This window comes from Paraburkholderia caballeronis, assembly GCF_900104845.1.
GTDB lineage: Bacteria > Pseudomonadota > Gammaproteobacteria > Burkholderiales > Burkholderiaceae > Paraburkholderia > Paraburkholderia caballeronis.
Genome location: NZ_FNSR01000002.1, coordinates 877,755 through 898,684, shown reverse-complemented (window position 1 = coordinate 898,684; position 20,930 = coordinate 877,755). Strand labels below are relative to the sequence as shown.

At 68.3% G+C, this 20,930-nt stretch carries 22 protein-coding genes; 12 read left to right on the top strand and 10 right to left on the bottom strand.

Translation table 11 applies throughout. The features are described from left to right. Nucleotides 1-23: 23 nt before the first annotated feature. Entirely contained in the window at nt 24-680 is a 657-nt protein-coding gene (locus BLV92_RS20540) for a response regulator transcription factor (RefSeq protein ID WP_090548263.1), read from the top strand. A 61-nt stretch (nt 681-741) separates the two neighbouring features. On the opposite strand, the gene BLV92_RS20535 is transcribed toward BLV92_RS20540, so the two are convergent. From BLV92_RS20535 to BLV92_RS20510, 6 genes are all read right to left on the bottom strand, one after another. Further along, complete coding sequence (locus BLV92_RS20535) at nt 742-1,149, bottom strand: tellurite resistance TerB family protein (RefSeq protein WP_090548261.1); 408 nt, start codon at nt 1,147-1,149, stop codon at nt 742-744. A 60-nt stretch (nt 1,150-1,209) separates the two neighbouring features. Further along, the gene (locus BLV92_RS20530) at nt 1,210-1,488 is read right to left on the bottom strand and encodes a TFIIB-type zinc ribbon-containing protein (RefSeq protein ID WP_090548259.1); all 279 of its coding nucleotides are present in this window, start codon (nt 1,486-1,488) and stop codon (nt 1,210-1,212) included. A 115-nt stretch (nt 1,489-1,603) separates the two neighbouring features. Beyond that, a complete protein-coding gene (locus BLV92_RS20525; RefSeq protein WP_090548258.1) occupies nt 1,604-2,587 on the bottom strand; it encodes a TerC family protein in 984 nt (327 codons plus the stop codon). 175 nt (nt 2,588-2,762) lie between these two features. Continuing rightward, complete coding sequence (locus BLV92_RS20520) at nt 2,763-3,686, bottom strand: MipA/OmpV family protein (RefSeq protein ID WP_090548256.1); 924 nt, start codon at nt 3,684-3,686, stop codon at nt 2,763-2,765. A gap of 301 nt (nt 3,687-3,987) precedes the next feature. Further along, a complete protein-coding gene (locus tag BLV92_RS20515) occupies nt 3,988-4,347 on the bottom strand; it encodes a DUF4148 domain-containing protein (RefSeq protein ID WP_090548255.1) in 360 nt (119 codons plus the stop codon). Between the two features lie 73 nt (nt 4,348-4,420). Next, nucleotides 4,421-4,777: a DUF4148 domain-containing protein gene (locus BLV92_RS20510; RefSeq protein WP_090548253.1), complete on the bottom strand. Its 357-nt coding sequence runs from the start codon at nt 4,775-4,777 to the stop codon at nt 4,421-4,423. A gap of 341 nt (nt 4,778-5,118) precedes the next feature. Between BLV92_RS20510 and BLV92_RS20505 the strand changes: the two genes are divergently transcribed. The 6 genes from BLV92_RS20505 to BLV92_RS20480 all read left to right on the top strand — a co-directional run bounded on the left by BLV92_RS20505 (nt 5,119) and on the right by BLV92_RS20480 (nt 10,453). Next, the gene (locus tag BLV92_RS20505; protein WP_244283871.1) at nt 5,119-5,871 is read left to right on the top strand and encodes an anti-sigma factor family protein; all 753 of its coding nucleotides are present in this window, start codon (nt 5,119-5,121) and stop codon (nt 5,869-5,871) included. An 86-nt stretch (nt 5,872-5,957) separates the two neighbouring features. Then, nucleotides 5,958-6,476 carry an RNA polymerase sigma factor gene (locus tag BLV92_RS20500; RefSeq protein ID WP_090548251.1) on the top strand — a complete coding sequence of 173 codons (519 nt, stop codon included), beginning with the start codon at nt 5,958-5,960 and terminating at the stop codon, nt 6,474-6,476. Continuing rightward, nucleotides 6,473-7,294 (top strand): anti-sigma factor family protein, encoded by an 822-nt coding sequence (locus BLV92_RS20495; RefSeq protein ID WP_090548250.1) that lies wholly within the window; start codon nt 6,473-6,475, stop codon nt 7,292-7,294. Before BLV92_RS20500 ends, BLV92_RS20495 begins: the two co-directional genes overlap by 4 nt. 203 nt (nt 7,295-7,497) lie before the next feature. Further along, nucleotides 7,498-8,274 (top strand): alpha/beta fold hydrolase, encoded by a 777-nt coding sequence (locus BLV92_RS20490; RefSeq protein ID WP_090548248.1) that lies wholly within the window; start codon nt 7,498-7,500, stop codon nt 8,272-8,274. 110 nt (nt 8,275-8,384) lie between these two features. Continuing rightward, nucleotides 8,385-9,062, top strand: a complete 678-nt coding sequence (locus tag BLV92_RS20485; RefSeq protein ID WP_090548247.1) for a heavy metal response regulator transcription factor — start codon at nt 8,385-8,387, stop codon at nt 9,060-9,062. Next, nucleotides 9,059-10,453 (top strand): heavy metal sensor histidine kinase, encoded by a 1,395-nt coding sequence (locus tag BLV92_RS20480; protein ID WP_090548245.1) that lies wholly within the window; start codon nt 9,059-9,061, stop codon nt 10,451-10,453. The genes BLV92_RS20485 and BLV92_RS20480 overlap by 4 nt, the downstream gene beginning before the upstream one ends. A 3-nt stretch (nt 10,454-10,456) precedes the next feature. Here BLV92_RS20480 and BLV92_RS20475 read toward each other — a convergent pair whose 3' ends face one another. Further along, nucleotides 10,457-11,362 (bottom strand): LysR substrate-binding domain-containing protein, encoded by a 906-nt coding sequence (locus tag BLV92_RS20475; RefSeq protein ID WP_090548244.1) that lies wholly within the window; start codon nt 11,360-11,362, stop codon nt 10,457-10,459. Between the two features lie 174 nt (nt 11,363-11,536). Between BLV92_RS20475 and BLV92_RS20470 the strand changes: the two genes are divergently transcribed. From BLV92_RS20470 to BLV92_RS20455, 4 genes are all read left to right on the top strand, one after another. Further along, complete coding sequence (locus tag BLV92_RS20470; RefSeq protein WP_090548242.1) at nt 11,537-12,346, top strand: citryl-CoA lyase; 810 nt, start codon at nt 11,537-11,539, stop codon at nt 12,344-12,346. A gap of 62 nt (nt 12,347-12,408) precedes the next feature. After that, nucleotides 12,409-13,614, top strand: coding sequence for a CaiB/BaiF CoA transferase family protein (locus BLV92_RS20465; protein ID WP_090548241.1), 1,206 nt, complete (start codon nt 12,409-12,411; stop codon nt 13,612-13,614). 54 nt (nt 13,615-13,668) lie between these two features. Then, nucleotides 13,669-15,012 carry an MFS transporter gene (locus BLV92_RS20460; RefSeq protein ID WP_090548239.1) on the top strand — a complete coding sequence of 448 codons (1,344 nt, stop codon included), beginning with the start codon at nt 13,669-13,671 and terminating at the stop codon, nt 15,010-15,012. Nucleotides 15,013-15,052: 40 nt separating this feature from the next. Beyond that, nucleotides 15,053-16,099, top strand: a complete 1,047-nt coding sequence (locus BLV92_RS20455) for an alpha/beta hydrolase family protein (protein WP_244283870.1) — start codon at nt 15,053-15,055, stop codon at nt 16,097-16,099. A gap of 2 nt (nt 16,100-16,101) precedes the next feature. Here the strand turns inward: BLV92_RS20455 and BLV92_RS20450 are convergent, their stop codons facing one another. The 3 genes from BLV92_RS20450 to BLV92_RS20440 form a co-directional block, all read right to left on the bottom strand. Continuing rightward, entirely contained in the window at nt 16,102-17,679 is a 1,578-nt protein-coding gene (locus BLV92_RS20450; RefSeq protein WP_090548238.1) for an alpha/beta hydrolase, read from the bottom strand. A gap of 458 nt (nt 17,680-18,137) precedes the next feature. Beyond that, nucleotides 18,138-18,356, bottom strand: a complete 219-nt coding sequence (locus tag BLV92_RS20445; RefSeq protein ID WP_090548236.1) for a hypothetical protein — start codon at nt 18,354-18,356, stop codon at nt 18,138-18,140. A 12-nt stretch (nt 18,357-18,368) separates the two neighbouring features. Beyond that, nucleotides 18,369-18,728, bottom strand: a complete 360-nt coding sequence (locus BLV92_RS20440; RefSeq protein WP_243843801.1) for a hypothetical protein — start codon at nt 18,726-18,728, stop codon at nt 18,369-18,371. 792 nt (nt 18,729-19,520) lie between these two features. On the opposite strand from BLV92_RS20440, the gene leuC reads away from it, so the two are divergent. Beyond that, nucleotides 19,521-20,930 (top strand): 3-isopropylmalate dehydratase large subunit, encoded by a 1,410-nt coding sequence (gene leuC, locus BLV92_RS20435; protein ID WP_090548233.1) that lies wholly within the window; start codon nt 19,521-19,523, stop codon nt 20,928-20,930.

Genomic DNA, 20,930 nt, shown 5'->3' with positions numbered 1-20,930 from the left:
CGGCGTCGCCACGGAGAAACCGGATGCGGATCCTGCTGATCGAAGACGACCTGCTGATCGGGCCGGCGCTGCTGCGCGCGCTGAAGGACGCGTCGTACAGCGTCGATTGGGTGCGCACCGGCGAGGCCGGGCGCGCGGCGGTGCGCGACGGCTCGTACACGGCGATCCTGCTCGACCTCGGTCTCGCGGATGCGAACGGGCTCGACGTGCTCGCCGGCCTGCGCGCGGCGAACGACACGACGCCGGTGCTGATCGTCACCGCGCGCGACGACGTCGATACGCGCGTGCAAGGTCTCGACCTCGGCGCGGACGATTACCTCGTGAAGCCGTTCGACAGCAAGGAACTGCTCGCGCGGATTCGCGCGGTCGTGCGCCGCAAGGCGGGGTTCGCGTCCGCGACGATGCAGGGCGGCCGCGCGTCGCTCGACATGAACGCGCGCCGGCTCACATTCGACGGACAGACCGGTGAATTATCGGCGCGCGAGTATGCGCTGCTGCTCGCGTTGATGGAGCGTCCCGGCGCGATCCTGTCGCGCCAGCAGCTCGAAGAACGGATGTACGGCTGGGGCGAGGAAGTGGAGAGCAACGCCGTCGACGCGGTGATCTACGGGGTGCGTCGCAAGTTCGGGCATGCGGTGATCCGCAACGTGCGCGGACTCGGCTGGACGATCGGCGAATGAGCGCGGCGGGCGCGTGTATTGCGCCCGCCGCCCGTTACGCCGCAGGGGCTGAAGCCGCCGCTCACGACACCGCATGCGGCAGCGGCCTGACCTGCCACGCAAGCGACAGCACCGCCAGCATCTGCGCTTCGCTTTCGCTCACGTGCCGGTCCGCGTTGATCGCCGTGCGGCACAGCGCGAGCACTTCGGCCCGCAGCACCGGGTCCTGCAATTCCTGCATCACCTGCTGCATGACGTCCGAGTCGAGCTTGCACGCATCGGTCCAGTTCAGATGCGAGCCCGCGAGCAGGTCTTCGCACAGCCCCTGAAGGATCGAGCCGAATTCGCCCGGCTTCAGGCCGAGCCGGTCCGCGATCCGCTCGCGGGAAAGCGCGACGAGTTCGTCGCTGCTGAGGTGGCCGTCCGCGAGCAGCGAGATCGCGACGATCCGGCCTGCTGCCTGCGGGCTGTTGCACGAGTAAGTACGCATGACGGTAAGTGTCCTTGAGTGGTTGAAGCGTTGGAACGGGGTGCCGGTGCCGTGGCGCGCTCAGTCGAACAGCTCGCCGAGCCACGATTTGCGGCGGCGCCCGTAGCGGTCGCGCGAGTCGTGCGAATCTCGTGAATCGCGCGAACTGTGCGAGTTGTGTGAGTACGGCGACTCGCGGCGCTGCTCGTCGTCGCGGTCGCGTGCCGCGCCGCGTTCGATCAGCCGGTCGAGTTCGCTGCGATCGAGCCAGACGCCGCGGCATTGCGGGCAGTAGTCGATCTCGATGCCCTGACGCTCCGCAAGCGTCAGCGTGACGTCGGCGCAGTGGGGACATTTCATGAGGCGCTCCATGGTGGACGAAAACCCGGCGCGGCGCGCGACGTGCGCGCCGCATCCATGAAACGCATCGTATCGACGCAGAATGAGCGAAGAATGAGGCGGCGCTGTCTGGCGTTCAGCGCGCGTCCGGATGCCCGCCGGGACGCGTCTTCAAGAGCGACGCCACGACGCCGCCGGCCAGCAGCGCGGCCGTCACGCCGAGGCTCAGCGTCGCCGGAATCTTGCCGACGATGCCGACGAGGAAGATCTTCGCGCCGATGAACACGAGCACCAGCGCGAGCGCGTGCTTCAGGTAGTGGAAGCGGTGCGCGATCGCCGCGAGCGCGAAGAACAGCGCGCGCAGCCCCAGCACCGCGAAGATGTTGCTCGTGTACACGATGAACGGATCGGTCGTGATCGAGAAGATCGCCGGGATCGAATCGACCGCGAAGATCAGGTCCGCGAACTCGATCGTCAGCAGCGCGACGAGCAGAGGCGTCGCCCACAGCGCCGGCTTGCCGGTGACCGGATGCGCGCGGCGCACGACGAACGCACGGCCTTCGGGCGCGTCGGTGATCGGCATCGCGCGACGCAGCACGCGCAGCACCGGACTGCCGTCGATGCCCGGCTCCTGCTTCGACGTCACGAGCATCCGGATGCCGGTCGCCGCGAGGAACACGCCGAACACGTACAGCACCCAGTCGAAACGCGCGACGAGCGCCGCACCGAGCCCGACCATGATCGCGCGCAGCACCAGCACGCCGACGATCCCCCAGAACAGCACGCGATGCTGATACTGGCGCGGCACCGCGAGCGCGGTGAAGATCGACGCGATCACGAACACGTTGTCGAGCGACAGCGATTTTTCGATCAGATAGCCGGTCAGGTACTGCGTCGCCGGTTCGGCGCCGAGCTGCCACCACAGGAACGCGCCGAACAGCAGGCCGATCGCGATGTAGCCGAACGACAGCCACAGGCTTTCGCGAATGCCGATCTCGTGGTCGTCGCGATGCAGGACGCCGAGGTCGAGCACCAGCAGCGCGACCACGATCGCGGCGAACGCGACCCACAGCCATGCGGGTTGACCGAGAAAGAGGGTGGTGGCGAGCGGCGCGAGCATCGGGCGGCGAGTCCTTCGGTTGAGGGCTGAAGTGGCCGCGCCGGTTTCGTCGTGCCCTGCGCGGCGAGGCGTGGACGGACGGCGGGCGTTGCGCGAGATTGCACCGCTCGCGCCTCGCCCGCCGTTCACGGCACAGCGTACCCCCCGAAAATGAGCGCGGAGTGAGCCGCGCGTGTCAGAACTGATAGTTGATCGACACGTCGCAGACGCCGCCCGTCTTCGTCTGCGTGATCGGGCTGCGCGCGGCGCTGCCGAGCAGCCGCTTGAGCGCGCCGTCCGCGCTGACGAACCAGTGCTTGTTCACGAAGTAGATCATCGTGATGCCGAAGCCGGCCGACTTCAGACCGGCGCTCGCGCCGTACTGGCGGTAGCGCGACGCGGCCGCCTGCTGCGCGTTCACGCCGAACCAGCTGTTCATGTACGTCGAGTCCGCGAACGACACCGACGGGCCGGCGAACCAGTAGAACTTCTCGGAGCTGCCGGGCAGCGGCATGTACGCGCCGAGGTCCGCGATCCAGCCGTTCGAGCCGCCGAAGCTGCGCGTGACCGCCGCGCGGAACACGAGCGGAAAGTCCTTCGACACCACGTAGTCGGCCGCGATCTTCATGGCGGGCGCCGGGTTGATGTTGCCGAGTCCGTTCAGACGCGACGGGTCGTCGTGGCCGCGCCGCCCGAGGTCGTAGACCGCCGCGACGCTCATGCGCCAGTTCGGTCCGCGCAGCACGTTCACGCCGATCCCTTCGCCGGTGGACACGAACGCGAGGTCCTTGTAGCGGAGGTCGACGCTCGGGCCGGCAAGCACGCGGTTGCGGTCCGAGCCGTCGTAGCGCGGCGCGAACGTCATCCCGACGCCGAGCCGCGCCTGCCAGTCCGGGATCTGCGTCTGGTACAGCTTCTGGAGCGGGATGCCCGCTGAATATTGCCATTCGCCGAGCGGCGACGGCGTTTGCGCGCGCACGTCCGGTGCGGCGGCGAACGCGCAGGCCGCGACGGCGAGCGCGGCGGGCAAGCCGGTGCGCCGCGCGGTCGCGCCGCGAGCGCGCGGGTTGCCGTCCGGTCGAATGAGTATTGCCCGCGCGTTGCCGATGGTTAGCGCCATGACATCTCCGATGTGCCAGATTAGCCGCGACGTGCCGCCGGCATGATCGGCCGGCCACCCCTCATCGAACCACAAACGCTGCAAACGTGCAGACGCGGCGGCCGGAATCAGCAAACGGTATGCCTGGGCGGGGAGTGACGATGAGGCGATGCGACGCGGTACGCGGGTCGGGCAGCGCGTTCCGTTATGGCGAGCGGGGAGGCCTTGAGCGAGGCGGGAAGAAGAGAGAAAACAGCGTGCGGCGACCCGGCGCGGCGCAGGCGTCGATCGCCCGCCGTCGCGCCCGATTGCACCGCATGCGTCAGCTGCCGAAATACAGGTTGCAGAAGCTCGCCGGACCGACGCAGGCGGACGGCTTCGCGCCGGACGTCGGCATCGGCATCCGCGCGCCGGATGCGGACGAACTGCCGAGCGGCACGCCGCCCATGGCGTCGTTGGTCTGCTGTGCGTTGTTTTCCGCAGCGACCTTTGCTTCGGCGGCCAGGATGTCGGACGGGTAGTTCGCGTCGTCGCCGGCCGACGGACGATAGCCGGCCTGTTCAAGCTGGATCAACTCCGCGCGGACCTGGGCGCGGGTCAGCGGTGCGGACGTGGTTTGGGCGAACGTCACGGCGGGAGCGGCGAGTGCGCCGACGACAGCGAGGATGGCAAGTGCTTTCATGATGAGACTCCTGTGATGAAGGTAAAAACTCGATGAAACGATGGTGATGAACCGACGGCTTCGACCGTTGGAATCAGTTGCCGAAGTACGGCGTGCAGAACCCGGCGGGACCGACGCAGTCCGCCGTGCTGCCCGGCATCCGGACGGTTGCGCGCTCGACATTCGACGGACCGCCCGACGCGCTCGTGCCAGAGACGCCCGCGCCGACGCCGTCCGCGCGGCCCTGCGACTGATGCGCGAACTGCTGCGCGAAAACCGGGCTCACGTCCGGATACGACGTGTCGCTGACGAAGCGCGAGCCGTTCTCTTCGGCCTGGATCAGTTGCTGCTGCACTTCGGCGCGCGTGAGTCCCTGGGCCGATGCGGCGGTGACGGCGCCCACGGATGCGAGAGCGATGAAGGCGGCGGTTATTGCATGACGGATTTTCATTTGGGTTCCTTAATAAGGAATTGAGTTGTTCGGTGACTGCATCTCGGCAAACATGGGTTGCGGTCATCTATTCCATTGCCTGCGCATCGATCTCTTCGTTGCCATGGCCCGGTGATTCATCAGGGCCGAACAGGACATCAGCTGCTGCGGGCAGGCGTCCATCGCGGTCGTTGCCGTGGTTTTGCGAACCGGCTCGATGAACCGGTCGCGAGGCCCGGCGCGTGCAGCGAGGACATGGCACGTAGAACCGCGGACCGCCGCGATTTATTCCCATGTTTTTCGATCGCCCGTTGTCGGGAATAATCTGGCGTGGTGCGTGTTTGCCCGTCCGTAACGAGCCTTTGTCCATCATCGTGAAAGATTTCCCTCCCCACTCCGACCGGCCGCTGTCCGAAACCGACCTTCAGGCGTTTGCTGACGGACTGCTTACGCCCGGCCGCGCCGAGCGGGTCGATGCGTATCTGAAGCAGCGGCCGCGCGAGGCCCACCGCGTCGCGTTCTACGGCCGGCTGAACGCGCAGATCCGCGACGCGTTCCCGGCCACCGACGAGCCGCTGCCGCGCGGCGCGGGCCAGCCCGCGGGCGGCCGGCTGTCCCGCGCGTGGCGGCGGCTGGCCGCGCGGGTGTCGCCCGGTCTCGTCGCGCTGGTGTTCGCCGCGGCGGCGGCGGGCGGCTGGATGGCCGCGTTCGACGTGTCCGCGATGGCGCTGAACGACGCCGCGCTGATGGCGCTGATGGACCCGACCGCCGGCCGCGACCGGCAACACGCGCCGTCGCCGGTGGAGGCCGCCGCCGCGCCGAATCTCGCGTCGGTCGGGATGCGGCTCGTGTCGGTCGGCTCGATGAAGGTCGGCCTCGTCGCGCGCGCGTCTCGCTACGTGTACCAGAGCCGCAACGGCGCGCCGGTCGTGCTGATGAGCGCGCCGTCGCTGAACCTGCCGCCGCGTCCGCAGTGGATCGCGCATCGCGTCGGCTCGTATCGATTGCTGATGTGGACGCACGTCGCGCGCCGCTACGTGATCGCCGGCGACGCGACGACCCCGGGTATGATGCGCGCCGCCGACGCGGTGACGGACGCGCACAATGAACCATGACGCAGCCGGGCGCCCCAGCGCCCAGGCCCTCGACGCCAGCCGCGCAGCGCTGCGGCGGGCGTGACGAACCGTAACAGGCACACACCATGGATGTTCGCGAACAGTTATATGAGCACGTCCCGCGATTGCGGCGTTATGCGCGCGCGCTGATCAGCAACCGGGAACTGGCCGACGATCTCGTGCAGGACACGCTGGAGCGCGCGCTGAGCCGCCATACGCAGTTCCAGGCCGGCACGGACCTGCGCGCGTGGCTCTTCACGATCATGCACAACATCTTCGTGAACCAGGTGCGCAAGGCGTCGACGCGCTCGGTGCACGTGTCGATCGACGACGACGAATTCCACGACGCCGACGTGTCGGTGCCCGCGAGCCAGACGAATTCGCTCGAAGTGCGCGATCTCGACTACGCGTTGCAGCGGCTGTCGGCCGACCAGCGCGAGGTCGTGCTGCTGGTCGGGCTGGAGGAAATGAGCTACACGGACGTCGCGATCGCGCTCGACATTCCGATCGGCACCGTGATGTCGCGGCTGTCGCGCGGCCGCGAGCGCCTGCGCGCGCTGATGGCCGGGACCCAGCAAGGCACGAAGCTGAAGGTGGTGCGATGAGCGACCAGAACCACACGATCGGCGACGACGATCTGCACGCATACGTGGACGGCACGCTGACCGGCGACCGCCGGCGCGCGGTCGAGGACGCGCTGGAGCGCGACCCGAGCCTGGCCGCGCGGGTCAGCGACTACTTTTCGCTGAACGACATGTTCCATCAGCGTTACGACCGGATCCTGCGCGAGCCGGTGCCGCCGCGCCTGCAGCCGCCCGCGCCGAAGCGGCGCTGGCTGTCGGCCGCGAACGCGTCGCGTTATGCGGGGCTGGCGGCCGCGCTGGTGGTCGGCATCGGGATCGGCACCTTCACGCAGATGGGGCGCGCGCCGGCGCTGCCCGGCACGGACGGCCGGTTCGCGCAGACCGCGAGCGCCGACGGCGGCGACGCCGGTTTTGCGCGCGAGGCCGCGATCGCGCACGTCGTCTACATGCCGACGGTGCAGCGGCCCGCGAGCATGGACGTCGATCGCGAGGAGGACCTGACGCGCTGGATGGCGAACCAGCTCGGCACCGGCACGCACGCGCCGATGCTGACCGCGAGCGGCTTCCAGCTGACCGGCGGACGGATGCTGCCGGGCGCGGATGGCTCGGTCGTCGAGTACATGTACCGCAACGCGGCCGGCGAGCGGGTCACGATCTGCATCACGCCGCGCAAGACCGACGCGAGCACCGCCGCGTTCCAGTTCTACCAGGACGGCCCGGTGAAGGTCTATTACTGGGCGGACGGCAAGTTCGGTTATGCGGTGTCCGGCGGCATCGCGCGCGACGCGCTGCTGCACGTATCGCACGACGTCTATGCGCAGTTGACCGGCAGGACCTGATTCGCGGCTCGCGGAACGAGGCCGCCGCGCGCGTGAGGCGCGCGGCGGCCTTTTGTTTTCCGGCGGCGCGAACGGGCCGCAAAGTTCGTCATTTTTTCGTAATGACCGGGTAACCGGGCTGTTGGAGCCCGCTTCTTAGACTGGCATCACGCTGTACCCCCAACCCTTTGTTTTCAACCGATGCCGATTCAAGGAGCCTTGCCATGAAGATTTCCGCTTTCCGTTCCGTCGCCGCCCAGGCCGCCGCCGCGCTCTGCGTGTTCACCGCCGCCACCGCGCCCGCGCTCGCCGCGCCCGTCAAGAACATCGTGCTCGTGCACGGCGCGTTCGTCGGCGGCGCCGGCTGGCGTCCGGTGTACGACATCCTGACGAAAGACGGCTACAACGTGACGCTCGTGCAGGAGCCGCTGACGTCGTTCAACGACGACGTGACCGCGACGAAGCGCGTGCTCGACAGCCTGAACGGCCCGTGCGTGCTGGTCGGCCACAGCTACGGCGGCGCGATCGTCACCGAGGCCGGCAACGACGGGCACGTGAAGTCGCTCGTCTATATCGCCGCGCACGCGCTCGACGCGGGCGAAACCGAGGTCGGCAACGGCAAGAAGTATCCGAACTCGCTCGGCGGCGCGGTCGTCAAGACGCCGGACAACTTCCTGTACCTGAACCCGGCCGACTATCCGGCGGACTTCGCGGCCGACCTGCCGCGCGCGCAGGCCGAGTTCGAGGCGCACGCGCAGATGCCGACCGCCGCCGCCGTGTTCACCGCGCAGATCGACGACCCGGCGTGGAAGAAAAAGCCGAGCTGGTATATGGTCGCGAAAGCGGACAAGATCATCAATCCGGACCTCGAACGGATGTATGCGGCGCGTGCGCATTCGCACACGGTCGAGATCGCCGGCGCGAGCCACTCGGTGTACGAATCGCATCCGAAGCAGGTCGCCGCGCTGATCGAACAGGCGGCGCAGCAGTCGGATCAATAAGCGGCGGGCAGTCGATCCCCGGCCGGCGGCGCAGCGGCACGCGCCGCCGGCCTGCGACACTGGCGTTCCGCTCATCGCGAACGCTCACTCTTCCACGCGGCAGCGAAGACATGAGAATCCTGGTCATCGAAGACGAGACGAAAACCGGCGACTACCTGTTCGACGGTTTGACGGAGGCCGGCTACGTCGTCGACGTCGCGAACAACGGCATCGACGGGTTGCACATGGCGCAGGAGATGCGCTACGACCTGATTCTGCTCGACGTGATGATGCCGCAGATGGACGGCTGGACCGTGATGACGAAGCTCGGCGCGCGCACCAGCACGCCGGTGCTGTTCCTCAGCGCGCGCGGCACGCTCGAAGACCGGCTGAAGGGCCTCGACCTCGGCGCGGACGACTATCTGGTGAAGCCGTTCTCGTTCGCGGAACTGCTCGCGCGCATCCGCATCATCCTGCGGCGCGGGCAGCCGCAGAAGCAGGAGGACGAGGTGCTCGAAGTCGGCGACCTGCGCATCGACGTGCCGAAGCGGCGCGTCGAGCGCGGCGGCGCGCGCATTACGCTGACGAACAAGGAATTCAACCTGCTGTACTTCTTCGCGCAGAACCAGGGGCAGGTGCTGTCGCGCGCGCTGATCGCGTCGCGCGTGTGGGACATGAACTTCGACAGCGACACCAACGTCGTGGACGTCGCGGTGCGGCGGCTGCGGCAGAAGATCGACGAGCCGTTCGCGGTGCGGCTCATCCATACGGTGCACGGCGTCGGCTACCGCTGCGAGCACGAAGCATGACGCGCGTGTCGCTGTCGACGCGCATCGCGCTGCTGTTCGCGCTGCTCGTGTTCGGCGCTATGGCCGCGCTCGGCTTCGTGCTGTACCGGCAACTGGAGACGCAGTTGATGGTGCGCGACGACGCGGCGCTCGTCACGCGCGTCGATCAGTTGCGCACGCTGATGAACGACGTGGACGTGCGCGCGCTGATCCGCGAGAAGCCGCATCTGTTCGCGAACATGCTCGGCAACACCGAGTCGCTGCTGGTCGTCGGTTTTGCGGGCGAGACGCCGCTGCTCGCGGTGAATCCGGGCCATGCCGCCGTGCCGGACGTGACGCCGGTGCCGGCGGACATGGCGCTGTCGCTCGGCGCGGTGCATCACGCGCGGATGGACGACGGCACGCCGTTCATCTACGTCGCGGCGGCCGCGCACGACATCGGCGGGCCGCGCGAACTGCGGATCGTATCCGGCCGCATGATGACGGAGCGCACGCGGATGCTGCGCGACTACCGCAGCCGGATTCTGCTGTCCGCGTCGGTGGCCGCCGTGATCGCCGCGCTGCTCGCGTTCTGGCTCGCGCGGCGCGGAATGTCGCCGCTGCGGCGGCTCGCGGCGCAGACCGCGTCGATCGGCGTCGGCACGCTGTCCACGCGGATCGACCGGCGCAACGTGCCGCCGGAACTGGACGCGCTGATCCGCGCGTTCAACGCGATGCTCGACCGGCTGGAGCGCGGCTTCATGCAACTGACCCAGGTGTCCGCCGACATGGCGCACGATTTGCGCACGCCGATCGGCAACCTGCTCGGGCAGACCGAGGTCGGGCTGAGCCAGCCGCGCGACAGCGTCTATTACCAGCGGCTGCTCGGCTCGAACTACGAGGAGTTGCAGCGGATGTCGAAGATGATCGACAACATGCTGTTCCTCGCGCGCGCCGAACACGCGGACCACGCGATCGAGCGCAGGGAACTGCCGCTCGACGACGAATTCGAGCGGATGGCCGGTTATTTCGAAGGGCTCGCGGAAGAGCGCGACGTGCGGCTCGAATGGCACGCGGACGGCCGCATCTGGGCCGATCCGCTGCTGCTGCGCCGCGCGCTCGCGAACCTGCTCGCGAACGCGGTGCGTTACGCGGATGCGGGCAGCGCGATCTCGACGGTCGCGCGGCAGGGGCCGGAGGGCACGACGCTCTACGTCGAGAATCGCGGGCCGACGATCGAGCCGATGCATCTGGAGCGGCTGTTCGACCGCTTCTATCGCGCGGACGCGTCGCGGCAGCGTTCGTCGGAATCGAGCGGACTCGGGCTGTCGATCGTGCGCAGCATCATGACGCTGCACGGCGGCTCGTGGGCCGCGACGAGCGCCGACGGTCTCACGCGCTTCACGCTGGTGTTTCCGCGCCGGCCGGATTGAGCGTCACGGGTTGCGGCGGCGGCCGTCGCGATTCTCCGCGTCGCAGACCGTGCGGATGATCGACGCGAGCGCGCGCGCGGCCGGCGTGCGCGCCTCCCGCGCGCGCCACAGGATGCCCGGCGAGCGCATCGGCGTCGGGCTTTCGAGCGGCACGATCCGCACGTCGTCGCGGCGGCTCGCGTGTTCGGACACGATCGCCGCGATGCCGGTCGTGCTGACCAGTTCGATCATCGGCGCGATCGCGTTCATCTCCGCGACGACGACCGGCGTCGCGTTCGCCATCGCGAAGCATTCGTCGAGCACCGCGCGCGTCGCGAACGTGCGCGGCAGCAGCACCATCCGCTGCTGATGCAGTTCGGACATCCGCACGAAGCGGCGGCGCGCGAACGGATGTCCGGCGCCGACCGCCAGCACCATCTCCTCGGTGTACAGCGGCTCGAAGCGCAGCGGCAGCGCGTCGTGCGGCTTGTACGTGACGCCGATGTCGAGGTCGCCGCGCAGCAGCGCCTGCGCGATGCCGTCGCCGGTCATCTCCAGCACGTCCACGCGCACCGACGGATGCCGGTCGAGAAACAGCGACACGCAGCGCGGCACGATCCGCATGTTGAACGTGTGCGTCGCGCCGATCCGCACGATGCCGGTCATCTCTTCCGCCGCGAGGCGCACGGTCGACACGCCGTCGTCCACTTCGCGCAGCGCGTTGCGCACGCGCTCCAGAAACAGCTCGCCGGACTCGGTCATCGTCACGCGCCGGCCTTCGCGCTCGAACAGCCGGCAGCCGAGTTCGTCCTCAAGCTGGCGGATCTGGTGCGACAGCGTCGATTGCGTGACGTGCACCTTCTGCGATGCGACGGTGAAGCTCAGATGCTCGGCGACGGCAACGAAGTAGCGCAGGTGGCGAAGTTCCATGGGGGGCGGCGGTGGATTGCGACGGGTGGCGGGGTTTCGCATCGATGGCATCGATCGAAAGGCAGTTGAAAATACCATTTTTTATCGATGGCCACACTGTCTTACACTGCCCGCAATCCAGACCGCTGCCGCGAGCGGAGACCTCGCGGACAGCCCAGCAAGCAGGCATCCATCATGAAAATCGGCAAGGAAACCGTTCCGCGCACGTCGATCTCGACGTCGAATGCGCAGACCATCGTGGTTCGCGGCAAGGATCTCGCGCGCGAACTGATCGGCCAGATCTCGTTCACCGACTACTTCTATCTGCTCGTGACCGGCTCGACGCCGACGCCGGCCATCACGGCCGTGCTCGACGCGACGCTCGTCGCGATTGCCGAACACGGCCTCGTGCCGAGCGTGCAGGCGAGCCGGATGACGTTCGCGGCCGCGCCGGACGCATTGCAGGGCGCGGTCGCGGCCGGCATTCTCGGCTGCGGGTCGGTGATCCTCGGCGCGTCCGAAGCGTGCGGCAAGCTGCTCGACGACGTGCGCCGCCACGCGGCGGACGGCAACGGCGACCTGTCCGAAGCGGCGTTCGCGGTGGTCACCCGCTATCGCGCGGAACGGCGCGCGGTGCCCGGTTACGGCCATCCGCTGCACAAGGCGCGCGACCCGCGCGTCGGCGCGCTGTTCGCGGTCGCGGAGCGCCACGGCGCGGACATGACGTACGTGCGGATCGCCGAGGCGATCGAAGCCGTGCTGCCCGACATCTACGGCAAGCCGCTGATGCTGAACGTGTCGGCCGCGATTCCGGCCGTGCTGCTCGGCGTCGGTTTCCCGCTCGGCGCGCTGAAGGGCGTGCCGATCCTCGCGCGCACCGCCGGCCTGATCGGCCATCTGACCGAGGAGCTGTCGCGTTCGATCGGCTTCGCGCTGTCGTATCAGGCGACCCGCGACGTGGTGTACGACGGCGACGCGCCGGCAGGCTTCGAGCCCGGCGCCTGACGTCCGGAACGATTCGACAGCCGCGCCGCCCGCGTGCGCGGCTTATTCAGTGGAGCAGTGGCATGGCAAAAGTTCTCGAAGGCGTTCGCGTCCTCGAACAGGGCACCTTCATCACCGGACCGGCGGCGGGCATGCTGCTCGGCGACCTCGGCGCGGACGTCGTGAAGATCGAGCAGCCGGGCGCGGGCGATCCGTTCCGCGCGTTCAAGGGCGGCCTCTACAGCCCGCACTATCAGACCTACAACCGCAACAAGCGCAGCGTGACGCTGAACACGAAGGACGACGCGGACCTCGCGCTGTTCGACGAGATGATCCGCGACGCCGACGTGTACATCCAGAACTTCCGGCCCGGCGCGGCGGACCGGCTGAACGCCGGTTACGAGCGGCTGCGCGAGATCAATCCGCGTCTGATCTACTGCGCGATCAGCGGCTTCGGGCAGACCGGGCCGGCGGCCGGGCGGCCTGCGTACGATTCGGTCGCGCAGGCGGCGAGCGGTTTTCTCGGGCTGCTGATCAATCCGGCGAACCCGCGCGTGGTCGGCCCCGCGATCGCCGACTCGCTGACCGGCTTCTACGCGGCGTATGGCATTCTCGGCGCGCTGCACGAGCGGCATCGCACCGGCGTCGGCCGCAAGGTCGAGGTGTCGATGCTCGAAGCGATGAGCCACTTCAACCTCGACGCGTTCACGCATTACTACTCGGCCGGCGAACTGATGGGGCCGTACAGCCGGCCGAGCGTGTCGCAGTCATACGTGATGCAGTGCGCGGACGGCAAGTGGCTCGCGCTGCACATGTCGTCGCCGGAGAAGTTCTGGACGGGCCTCGCGGAAGCGATCGAGCAGCCGACGCTGTTGCAGGACCCGCGTTTCGCGGACCGCGCCGGACGCATCGCGAACCAGGAGGCGCTGATCGACGTGCTCGGCGCGGCGTTCGCGACGCGCAGCCGCGCGGACTGGTGCGCGCGGCTCGAACGCAACGACGTGCCGCATGCGCCGATGTACGACGCGAGCGAGGCGCTCGACGATCCGCAGGCGCGCCACCTCGAACTGCTGGTCGAGACGACGCATCCGCAGATGGGCCGCTTCCGCACGGTGCGCCCGCCGGTGTCGTTCGACGGCGAGCGCACGACCGACGTCGTCGCGCCGCCGACGCTCGGCGAGCATAACGACGCGGTGCTCGAACCGCTGCGCGCGCGGCTGCGCGAGCGCGGCGAAGCGGCGTCGGCGGCAACGGCGTCCGGCGCGCTCGAAGACAGCGCGGCGGCGTGATCCGCGCGGCGGCGGCCGCGACCCATAATCAAACGATCGACGGAGACAACCGAAATGGAAACGACACGAGGCGCGCTCGCGCAGGACGGGCTGTCCGGCCCGCTGGCGGCGCACGGGGGCCACGCGGCCGTGGACGCGGAGAAGGTGTTCGCGCGCATCGCGAAGCGGCTGATCCCGTTCCTGTTCCTGTGCTACGTGCTGAACTACATCGACCGCGTGAACATCAGCTTCGCGCACCTGCAGTTCCGCGCCGACATCGGCTTGACCGAGGCGTCGTACGGCCTCGGCGTCGGCGTGTTCTACATCGGCTACGTCCTGTTCGAGGTGCCGAGCAACCTTCTGCTGCGCCGCATCGGGCCGCGCCGCACGATCGCGCGGATCATGGTGCTGTGGGGCCTCGTGTCCGTGTCGATGATGTTCGTGCGCAACCCGACGCAGTTCTACATCGCGCGTATCGCGCTCGGCATCGCGGAAGCGGGCTTCTTTCCCGGCATCGTGTATTACCTCACGTCGTGGTTCCCGGACCGTCATCGCGCGAAGGTGTTGTCCGCGTTCGTACTGGGCATCGCGGTGGCCGGCATCACCGGCGGCCCGGTCTCCGGCTGGATCCTGAGCCACGCGGACGGCTGGCACACGCTGCGCGCGTGGCAGTGGCTGTTCCTGCTCGAAGGCGTGCCGCCGGTGCTCGTCGGGTTGTGCGCGCTGTGGTATCTGCCCGATTCGGCGTCGACTGCGACGTGGCTGTCCGCCGACGAAAAGGCGCTCGTCGCGCGCGAACTCGAAAGCCACGGCCACGCGAACGACAGGCGGATCGGCCACTTCGGCGCCGCGCTGCGCGACTGGCGCGTGTATGCGTGCGCGTTCGGCTACTTCACGATCACGTGGGCGGGCAGCGTGCTGAACTTCTGGGCGCCGTCGGTGATCCGCCAGGCCGGCGTCGCGAATCCGTGGCACATCGGGCTGGTATCGGCGGTGCCGTATTTCGTCGGCGCGATCGGCATGGTGCTGGTCGGCCGTCATTCGGATGCGACCAACGAGCGGCGGCTCCACTTCGCCGGCTGCGCGCTGATCGCGGCGGCCGGCGCGGTGCTGCTCGGCACCGCGCACGCGTCGTTCGTGCCGGCGATCGCCGGGCTCGCGCTCGTCGCGATCGGTTATCTGACCTGCACCGCGATCTTCTGGACGATCCCCGCGACGTTCCTGTCCGGCACCGCGTCGGCGGGCTCGATCGCGCTGATTTCGAGCATCGGGCAACTCGGCAGCCTGAGCGCGCCGACCGCGATCGGCGCGTTGACCGCGGCCACGCACGACATCAGCGCGGGTTCGTATCTGGCCGCCGCGGTGCTTGCCTTCGGAGCGGTGACGATCGCGGTGTCGATGCGCAGGCTCGAACGCTGATCGAATCCACGGACAACGCAAGAACAACAACACGACCACGATGCGATTCAATCCGAAACGATGGGCGCGCGCCGCGACGCGATGCGCGGCCGCGCTGCTTGCGTGCGCGGCGATCGCGCCGGCCGTCGCGCACCAGGTGGACACCAATGCGCCGCTGACGCTGAAGGACGAAGGCAGCTTCTTCGTCGGCGGCCGCGATCTCGCGTCCGATACGCTGTCGACGCTGCCGCAGGCGGACCCGAACGGCACCGTCACCGTCGAGCAGATGTACGTGCAGTACCAGATACCGGCGCACGCGAAGGCGCCTTCGCTGGTGCTGATCCACGGCTGCTGCCTGACCGGCGCGACGTGGGAGACGACGCCGGACGGCCGCATGGGCTGGGCGCAATACTTCGCGCGCAGCGGTTATCCGGTGTACGTGATCGACCAGGCGGGGCGCGGGCGCTCGGCGGCCAATGCGGTGTCGATCGGCGGCGTGCGGTCGGGACGCCTGCCGCCCGACGCGCTGCCGGCCGGGTTCTTCGTCGGCCGCGAGTTCGCGTGGACGCTGTTCCGCTTCGGGCCGAAGTATCCGCAGGCGTATCCGGGCATGCAGTTTCCGCTGGAGGCGCAGCAGCAGTTCTGGAAGCAGATGGTGCCCGACTGGGCGTACTCGATGGGGACGCCGAACCCGACGGTGCCGTCGCTCGGGCAACTCGCCGCGCGCCTGAAAAAGACGGTGCTGGTCAGCCATTCGCAGTCGGGCATCTATCCGTTCCAGACGCTTGCGTCGGGCGCGAGCGGCGTGGCCGCGATCGTCGCGGTCGAGCCGACCGCCTGCCCGGCGGCGACCGGCGACGTGAGCGTCTATACGCGCGTGCCGGTGCTGCTGCTGTACGGCGACTTCATCGCGCAGTCGGCGTGGGCGCCGCGTTATGCCGCGTGCCGGTCGTTCGCGGACGCGGTGAATCAGGCGGGCGGCCATGTCGACGTGGTGTCGACGACCGACCTCGGCATGCACGGCAACACGCACATGATGATGCAGGACCGCAACAACCTGGAGATCGCCGACTTCATCACCGGCTGGGTCGGCCGCAACGTGCATTAGCGTCACGGCGCCCACGCGTCGCCGAACTCCGGTTCCGCGAGCGCGTCGTCCGCCGCTTCGGCTTCGGTCTCGGGCGTGGCGAGCAACGGTTCGTGCGAGCGTTCGGGCGCGTTCACCACGGGGCCAGGTTTTTTGCCGATGCCGTCGTCGATCCGTTGCACGACGTACGGAAAAAACGGGTTCGACGCGATGCGGAACATCGAGTCGAGCGTGAAGATCAGCGTGCCGCGCTCGCCGCGCACGGACAGCGTGCCGAGGTTCGCGTTGAAGTTCTCGTCGGTGCCGGGATGGGTTCCGTACAGCGGGTCCGTGACCGGGAACGGAATCGCGACGTGGGACAGCGAGAAGATGTCCGGCGGATAGTCGAGGTGGAGCGGCTCGACGTGTTCTGTCGTCGTGCCGGCGTCGATCGTGCGCGCGACGGTCGCGTCCGTGTCCGGGCTGGCGTTCTCGATCACGGTGGTCCGGTAGTTCTGCGGTCCGCGCCGCAGCAGCCGGCCGAGCGCGCCATACGACGCGGCGCGCAGGAAGGTGCGGAAGCGGACGTCGCGGTTGATGTCGAACAGCACGATCTCGCTGCCGTTCTCGGGCAGCCGGTCGTATAGCGTGGACATCACCGCGGGCGAGCTGACCGTGAAGTCGATCACCGACTGGAACGTCAGCAGCGGCGGCAGGGCGGCGAGGCGGTTGTCGCGGGCGAGCCGTCCGATCTGTTCGCGCAGCGCGTCGGTCAGCAGGTACGCCTGGCGCGCGCCGTTGACCGGGAACGAGTTGTACTTGAACGGGTTGAACTCGGGCACGATGCCGAGCCACGCCGCCTTCGCGAACGCGGGCAGCACGGACGGCAGTCCGGCGAAACCCGCGAAGCGCGCGAACCGCGTCACGCCGATCATCGGCGAGATCAGGATCACGCGGGTCGGGCGCGTCAGCGTGTCGTCCTCGATCGCGTCGAGCGCGTATTGCAGCGCGAGCGCGCCGCCGTTCGAGAAGCCGACCAGTTCCAGCGGCTTGTCGGGGCCGATGCGCCGCCGCGCCTCGCGCACCGCGAGCCGGGTCGCGGCGGTCCAGTCGCGCCATTCGACCGAGGTCAGCGCGGCCGGCACGGTGCCGTGGCCGGGCAGCCGGATGCCGATCGCGACGAAGCCGCGATCGCGATAGTTGCGCGCGATGTGCCTCAGGCTGTACGGCGAATCGGTCAGCCCGTGCAGCAGCACGACCGCGCCGGCCGGCTCGCGTTGCGGTTCGAGGATGTACGAGCGGTTCCAGTCCTGCGCGAAGTGTTCCGGATAGATCGGCGAGCCTTCGTAGTAGCGGTTCGACGCGATGCGTTCGGCGGGGGCGATCTTCTCGACGACGTGCGTGCGGACGTCGTCGAAGAGGCGGTTCTCCGCCGCGAGGTAGCCGTTCCAGTCGGCGGCGTCGATCTCCTTCGCGGTCATCTCGCGCGGCACGTACGTGTGCCAGACCGACAGGCCGGGACCGCGCTGCGAATCCCACGCGCGAAACCCGAGCGCGGCGACGGCCAGCAGCACGACGATCGACACGCTTATCTTCAACAGCCTGGATACGGTGCGCCGCATGGTGATCCTCGGGTCGGGATGGCTCGCTTTCCGCCGCTTTCCGCCTCGATCGCGTCGCGACCGGCAGCGGGTTCGATTGGGAACGGGCGGAAAGAGCGGAAAGATCGAGTAAGGCACGGACGGCCGGCATCGGCAGCAAACCGGCCCTCGCCATGTTGCCGCGTTGCCCGCTTCGCGTCCATGGCGGCGGCGCACGGGTACGCTGCGATGGCTTTGGCGACAACGCAGCGCGCACGGCTGGCGGCGAGCTTATGCGGATTCGATGGGGAAGAGGATCGAGGCGGCGAGGCGATCGCCTGGCGATGCCAGGCAAATGCCGATGACGGAAGCGGTTGGACGCCGCGTGGAAAACGCGGCGGTTTACGATCGAGCGACCGGGCGTCGTCGGGCCAGCGACGCCGTCCGCGACGTCCGGCGCGGGGACAACGAATCTTTCTTTGCTGCGCGTGCGACGCGCGTTATCGCGTGCCGTGCATGCCGCCCGCGATGCCGCCGGCGACGCCGCCGATCGCGGCCCCCGTCCACGCGTTGCCGCCCGCGATGGCCGCGATGCCCGCGCCGCCCGCCGCGCCGAGGCCCGCGCCGCTCATCATCCCCTGCTGCTGGGGCGTCATGTTCGTGCACGCGATCGCGACCGGCACTGCGCCGACGGCCACGATCCAGGGAAGTCGTTTCATGGTCGCTCTCCGTTACGGGTTCTTCTTCAGGCCGGGCTGCACGATCTGAAACCACAGGGTTTCGATCACCGGATGCTGGATCATCGTCGGATTGGCCGCATACCAGACGTCGAGCTGCTGGCGCACGCCGTCGAGCGTCTGCCCCTGCATGCCCTTCGTGAAGCGCGGCGCGATAGCCTGGCTGTCGGATGGCGGATTGGCACCGTAATACGCGCGTTCGACGTCGAGCAGGTTGGCAATGCCGATCAGATACGCCTTCTTCACGTCGTCCGACGACACGACCCATTGCTCGCCAGTGACGATCGGGATGCCCTGCGCGTGCGCGCCGTTGGCGGGCAACGCGAGCGTCAGGAAAGTCAGGGACAGCAGCATACGTCGTTGTGGTTTGGTCGCCATCATGCACTCCATGGAAGTTATGCGCTCCAGCTCGTTGCCGCCGGTCGCGGCCGGCGGTGTCAAACCCGGGTGTCGGTCATCGGCCTGTGTCGCGCGGCTCCTTGATCGGGGACGCAAGGTGCCGCGAGCTTTCGATGCGTAACGGCTCGCGCAAACGATGCGCGTGTTGGGCGGAGAAGAACGGGATGCAACGATGGGGATCGACGGAGGCGGCGATGCGCAAGCGCGCGCAAACGGCCTTGAAAGACGGGAAGCCCGGGATTGAAATTCCGCTCACGGTGGATGGCCCTCGAAAAGTTTCGACAGCGATGCATGCAGCGGTTTTGCGGCGCGGCGTTTGTGATCCCGTTTGTGATCCCGCTTGTGCTCCGATGGAGCGGCGCGACGCGCAGGGTGTAGAGGAGTCTAGGACGTTTTTCTTAAATTCCCAGGATAGCGGGCCGGCTGCGCGCGCCGCCCGGCGGGGCCGTCCGGCAACGGCTTCGTTCACAATCCCGTGCGTCGTTTCCGCTTTTGGCCGGGTTCGATCGGGCTCGATTGCGCGCATCGCGAAGCCGCCATGATGTCCGCTTTACGCCGATCAAACCCGCCGCCGCTCGCCGCCTTCACGTCCGCGCTACCGGGTAACGCCGATACAGGTATCGCCACTACCACCCAACTTACTGTTTCTTATCGGTTTTTCCCCGAGGGGGCGAGCATCCCGCGGCACTTGCGTGGCATAATTGCCCGACAACGCATTGCCCCGCAGTCATTCAATCCCCGCACATCATGGCAAAGACTCTCTACGACAAATTGTGGGACTCCCATGTGGTCCACACCGAAGAAGACGGCACGACGCTTCTCTATATCGACCGTCATCTGCTGCACGAAGTCACGAGCCCGCAGGCCTTCGAGGGGCTGAAGCTCGCCGGGCGCCCGGTCTGGCGCATCAGCGCGAACCTCGCGGTATCCGACCATAACGTGCCGACCACCGACCGCACGCACGGGATCGCCGATCCGGTGTCGAAGCTGCAGGTCGATACGCTCGACACGAACTGCGACGCGTTCGGCATCACGCAGTTCAAGATGAACGACCAGCGCCAGGGCATCGTGCACATCGTCGGGCCGGAGCAGGGCGCGACGCTGCCGGGCATGACGATCGTCTGCGGCGACTCGCACACGTCCACGCACGGCGCGTTCGGCGCGCTCGCGCACGGCATCGGCACGTCCGAGGTCGAGCACGTGCTCGCGACGCAGACGCTGCTGCAGAAGAAGAGCAAGAACATGCTCGTGAAGGTCGAAGGCCCGCTGCCGCGCGGCTGCACCGCGAAGGACATCGTGCTCGCGATCATCGGCAAGATCGGCACCGCCGGCGGCACCGGCTACGCGATCGAGTTCGGCGGTTCGACGATCCGCGCGCTGTCGATGGAAGGCCGGATGACGGTCTGCAACATGGCGATCGAAGCGGGCGCGCGCGCCGGCATGGTCGCGGTGGACGACACGACGGTCGAGTACCTGAAGAACCGTCCGTTCACGCCGCAGGGCGCGGAATGGGACCAGGCGGCCGCGTACTGGAAGACGTTCCGCTCGGACGACGGTGCGCAGTTCGATCGCGTGATCGAACTGAACGCGGCCGAAATCGTGCCGCAGGTCACGTGGGGCACGTCGCCGGAAATGGTCACGGCGATCGACAGCCGCGTGCCGGACCCCGAGCGCGAGAAGGACCCGGTCAAGCGCGACGCGATGGAACGCGCGCTGCAATACATGGCGCTCGAACCGAACACGCCGATCGAGTCGATCAAGCCGGACAAGATCTTCATCGGCTCGTGCACGAACGCGCGCATCGAGGATCTGCGCGCCGCCGCGTATGTGGTGAAGAAGCTCGGCCGCCGCGTCGCGGCGAACATCCGTCTCGCGATGGTCGTGCCGGGCTCGGGTCTCGTGAAGGCGCAGGCGGAACGCGAAGGGCTCGACAAGGTCTTTACCGACGCGGGTTTCGAATGGCGCGAGCCGGGCTGCTCGATGTGCCTCGCGATGAACGCGGACCGGCTGGAGCCGGGCGAGCGTTGCGCGTCGACGTCGAACCGCAATTTCGAAGGCCGTCAGGGCGCGGGCGGACGCACGCACCTGGTGAGCCCGGCGATGGCGGCCGCGGCAGCGATCGAAGGGCATTTCGTGGACATTCGCAAGCTTGGGTAA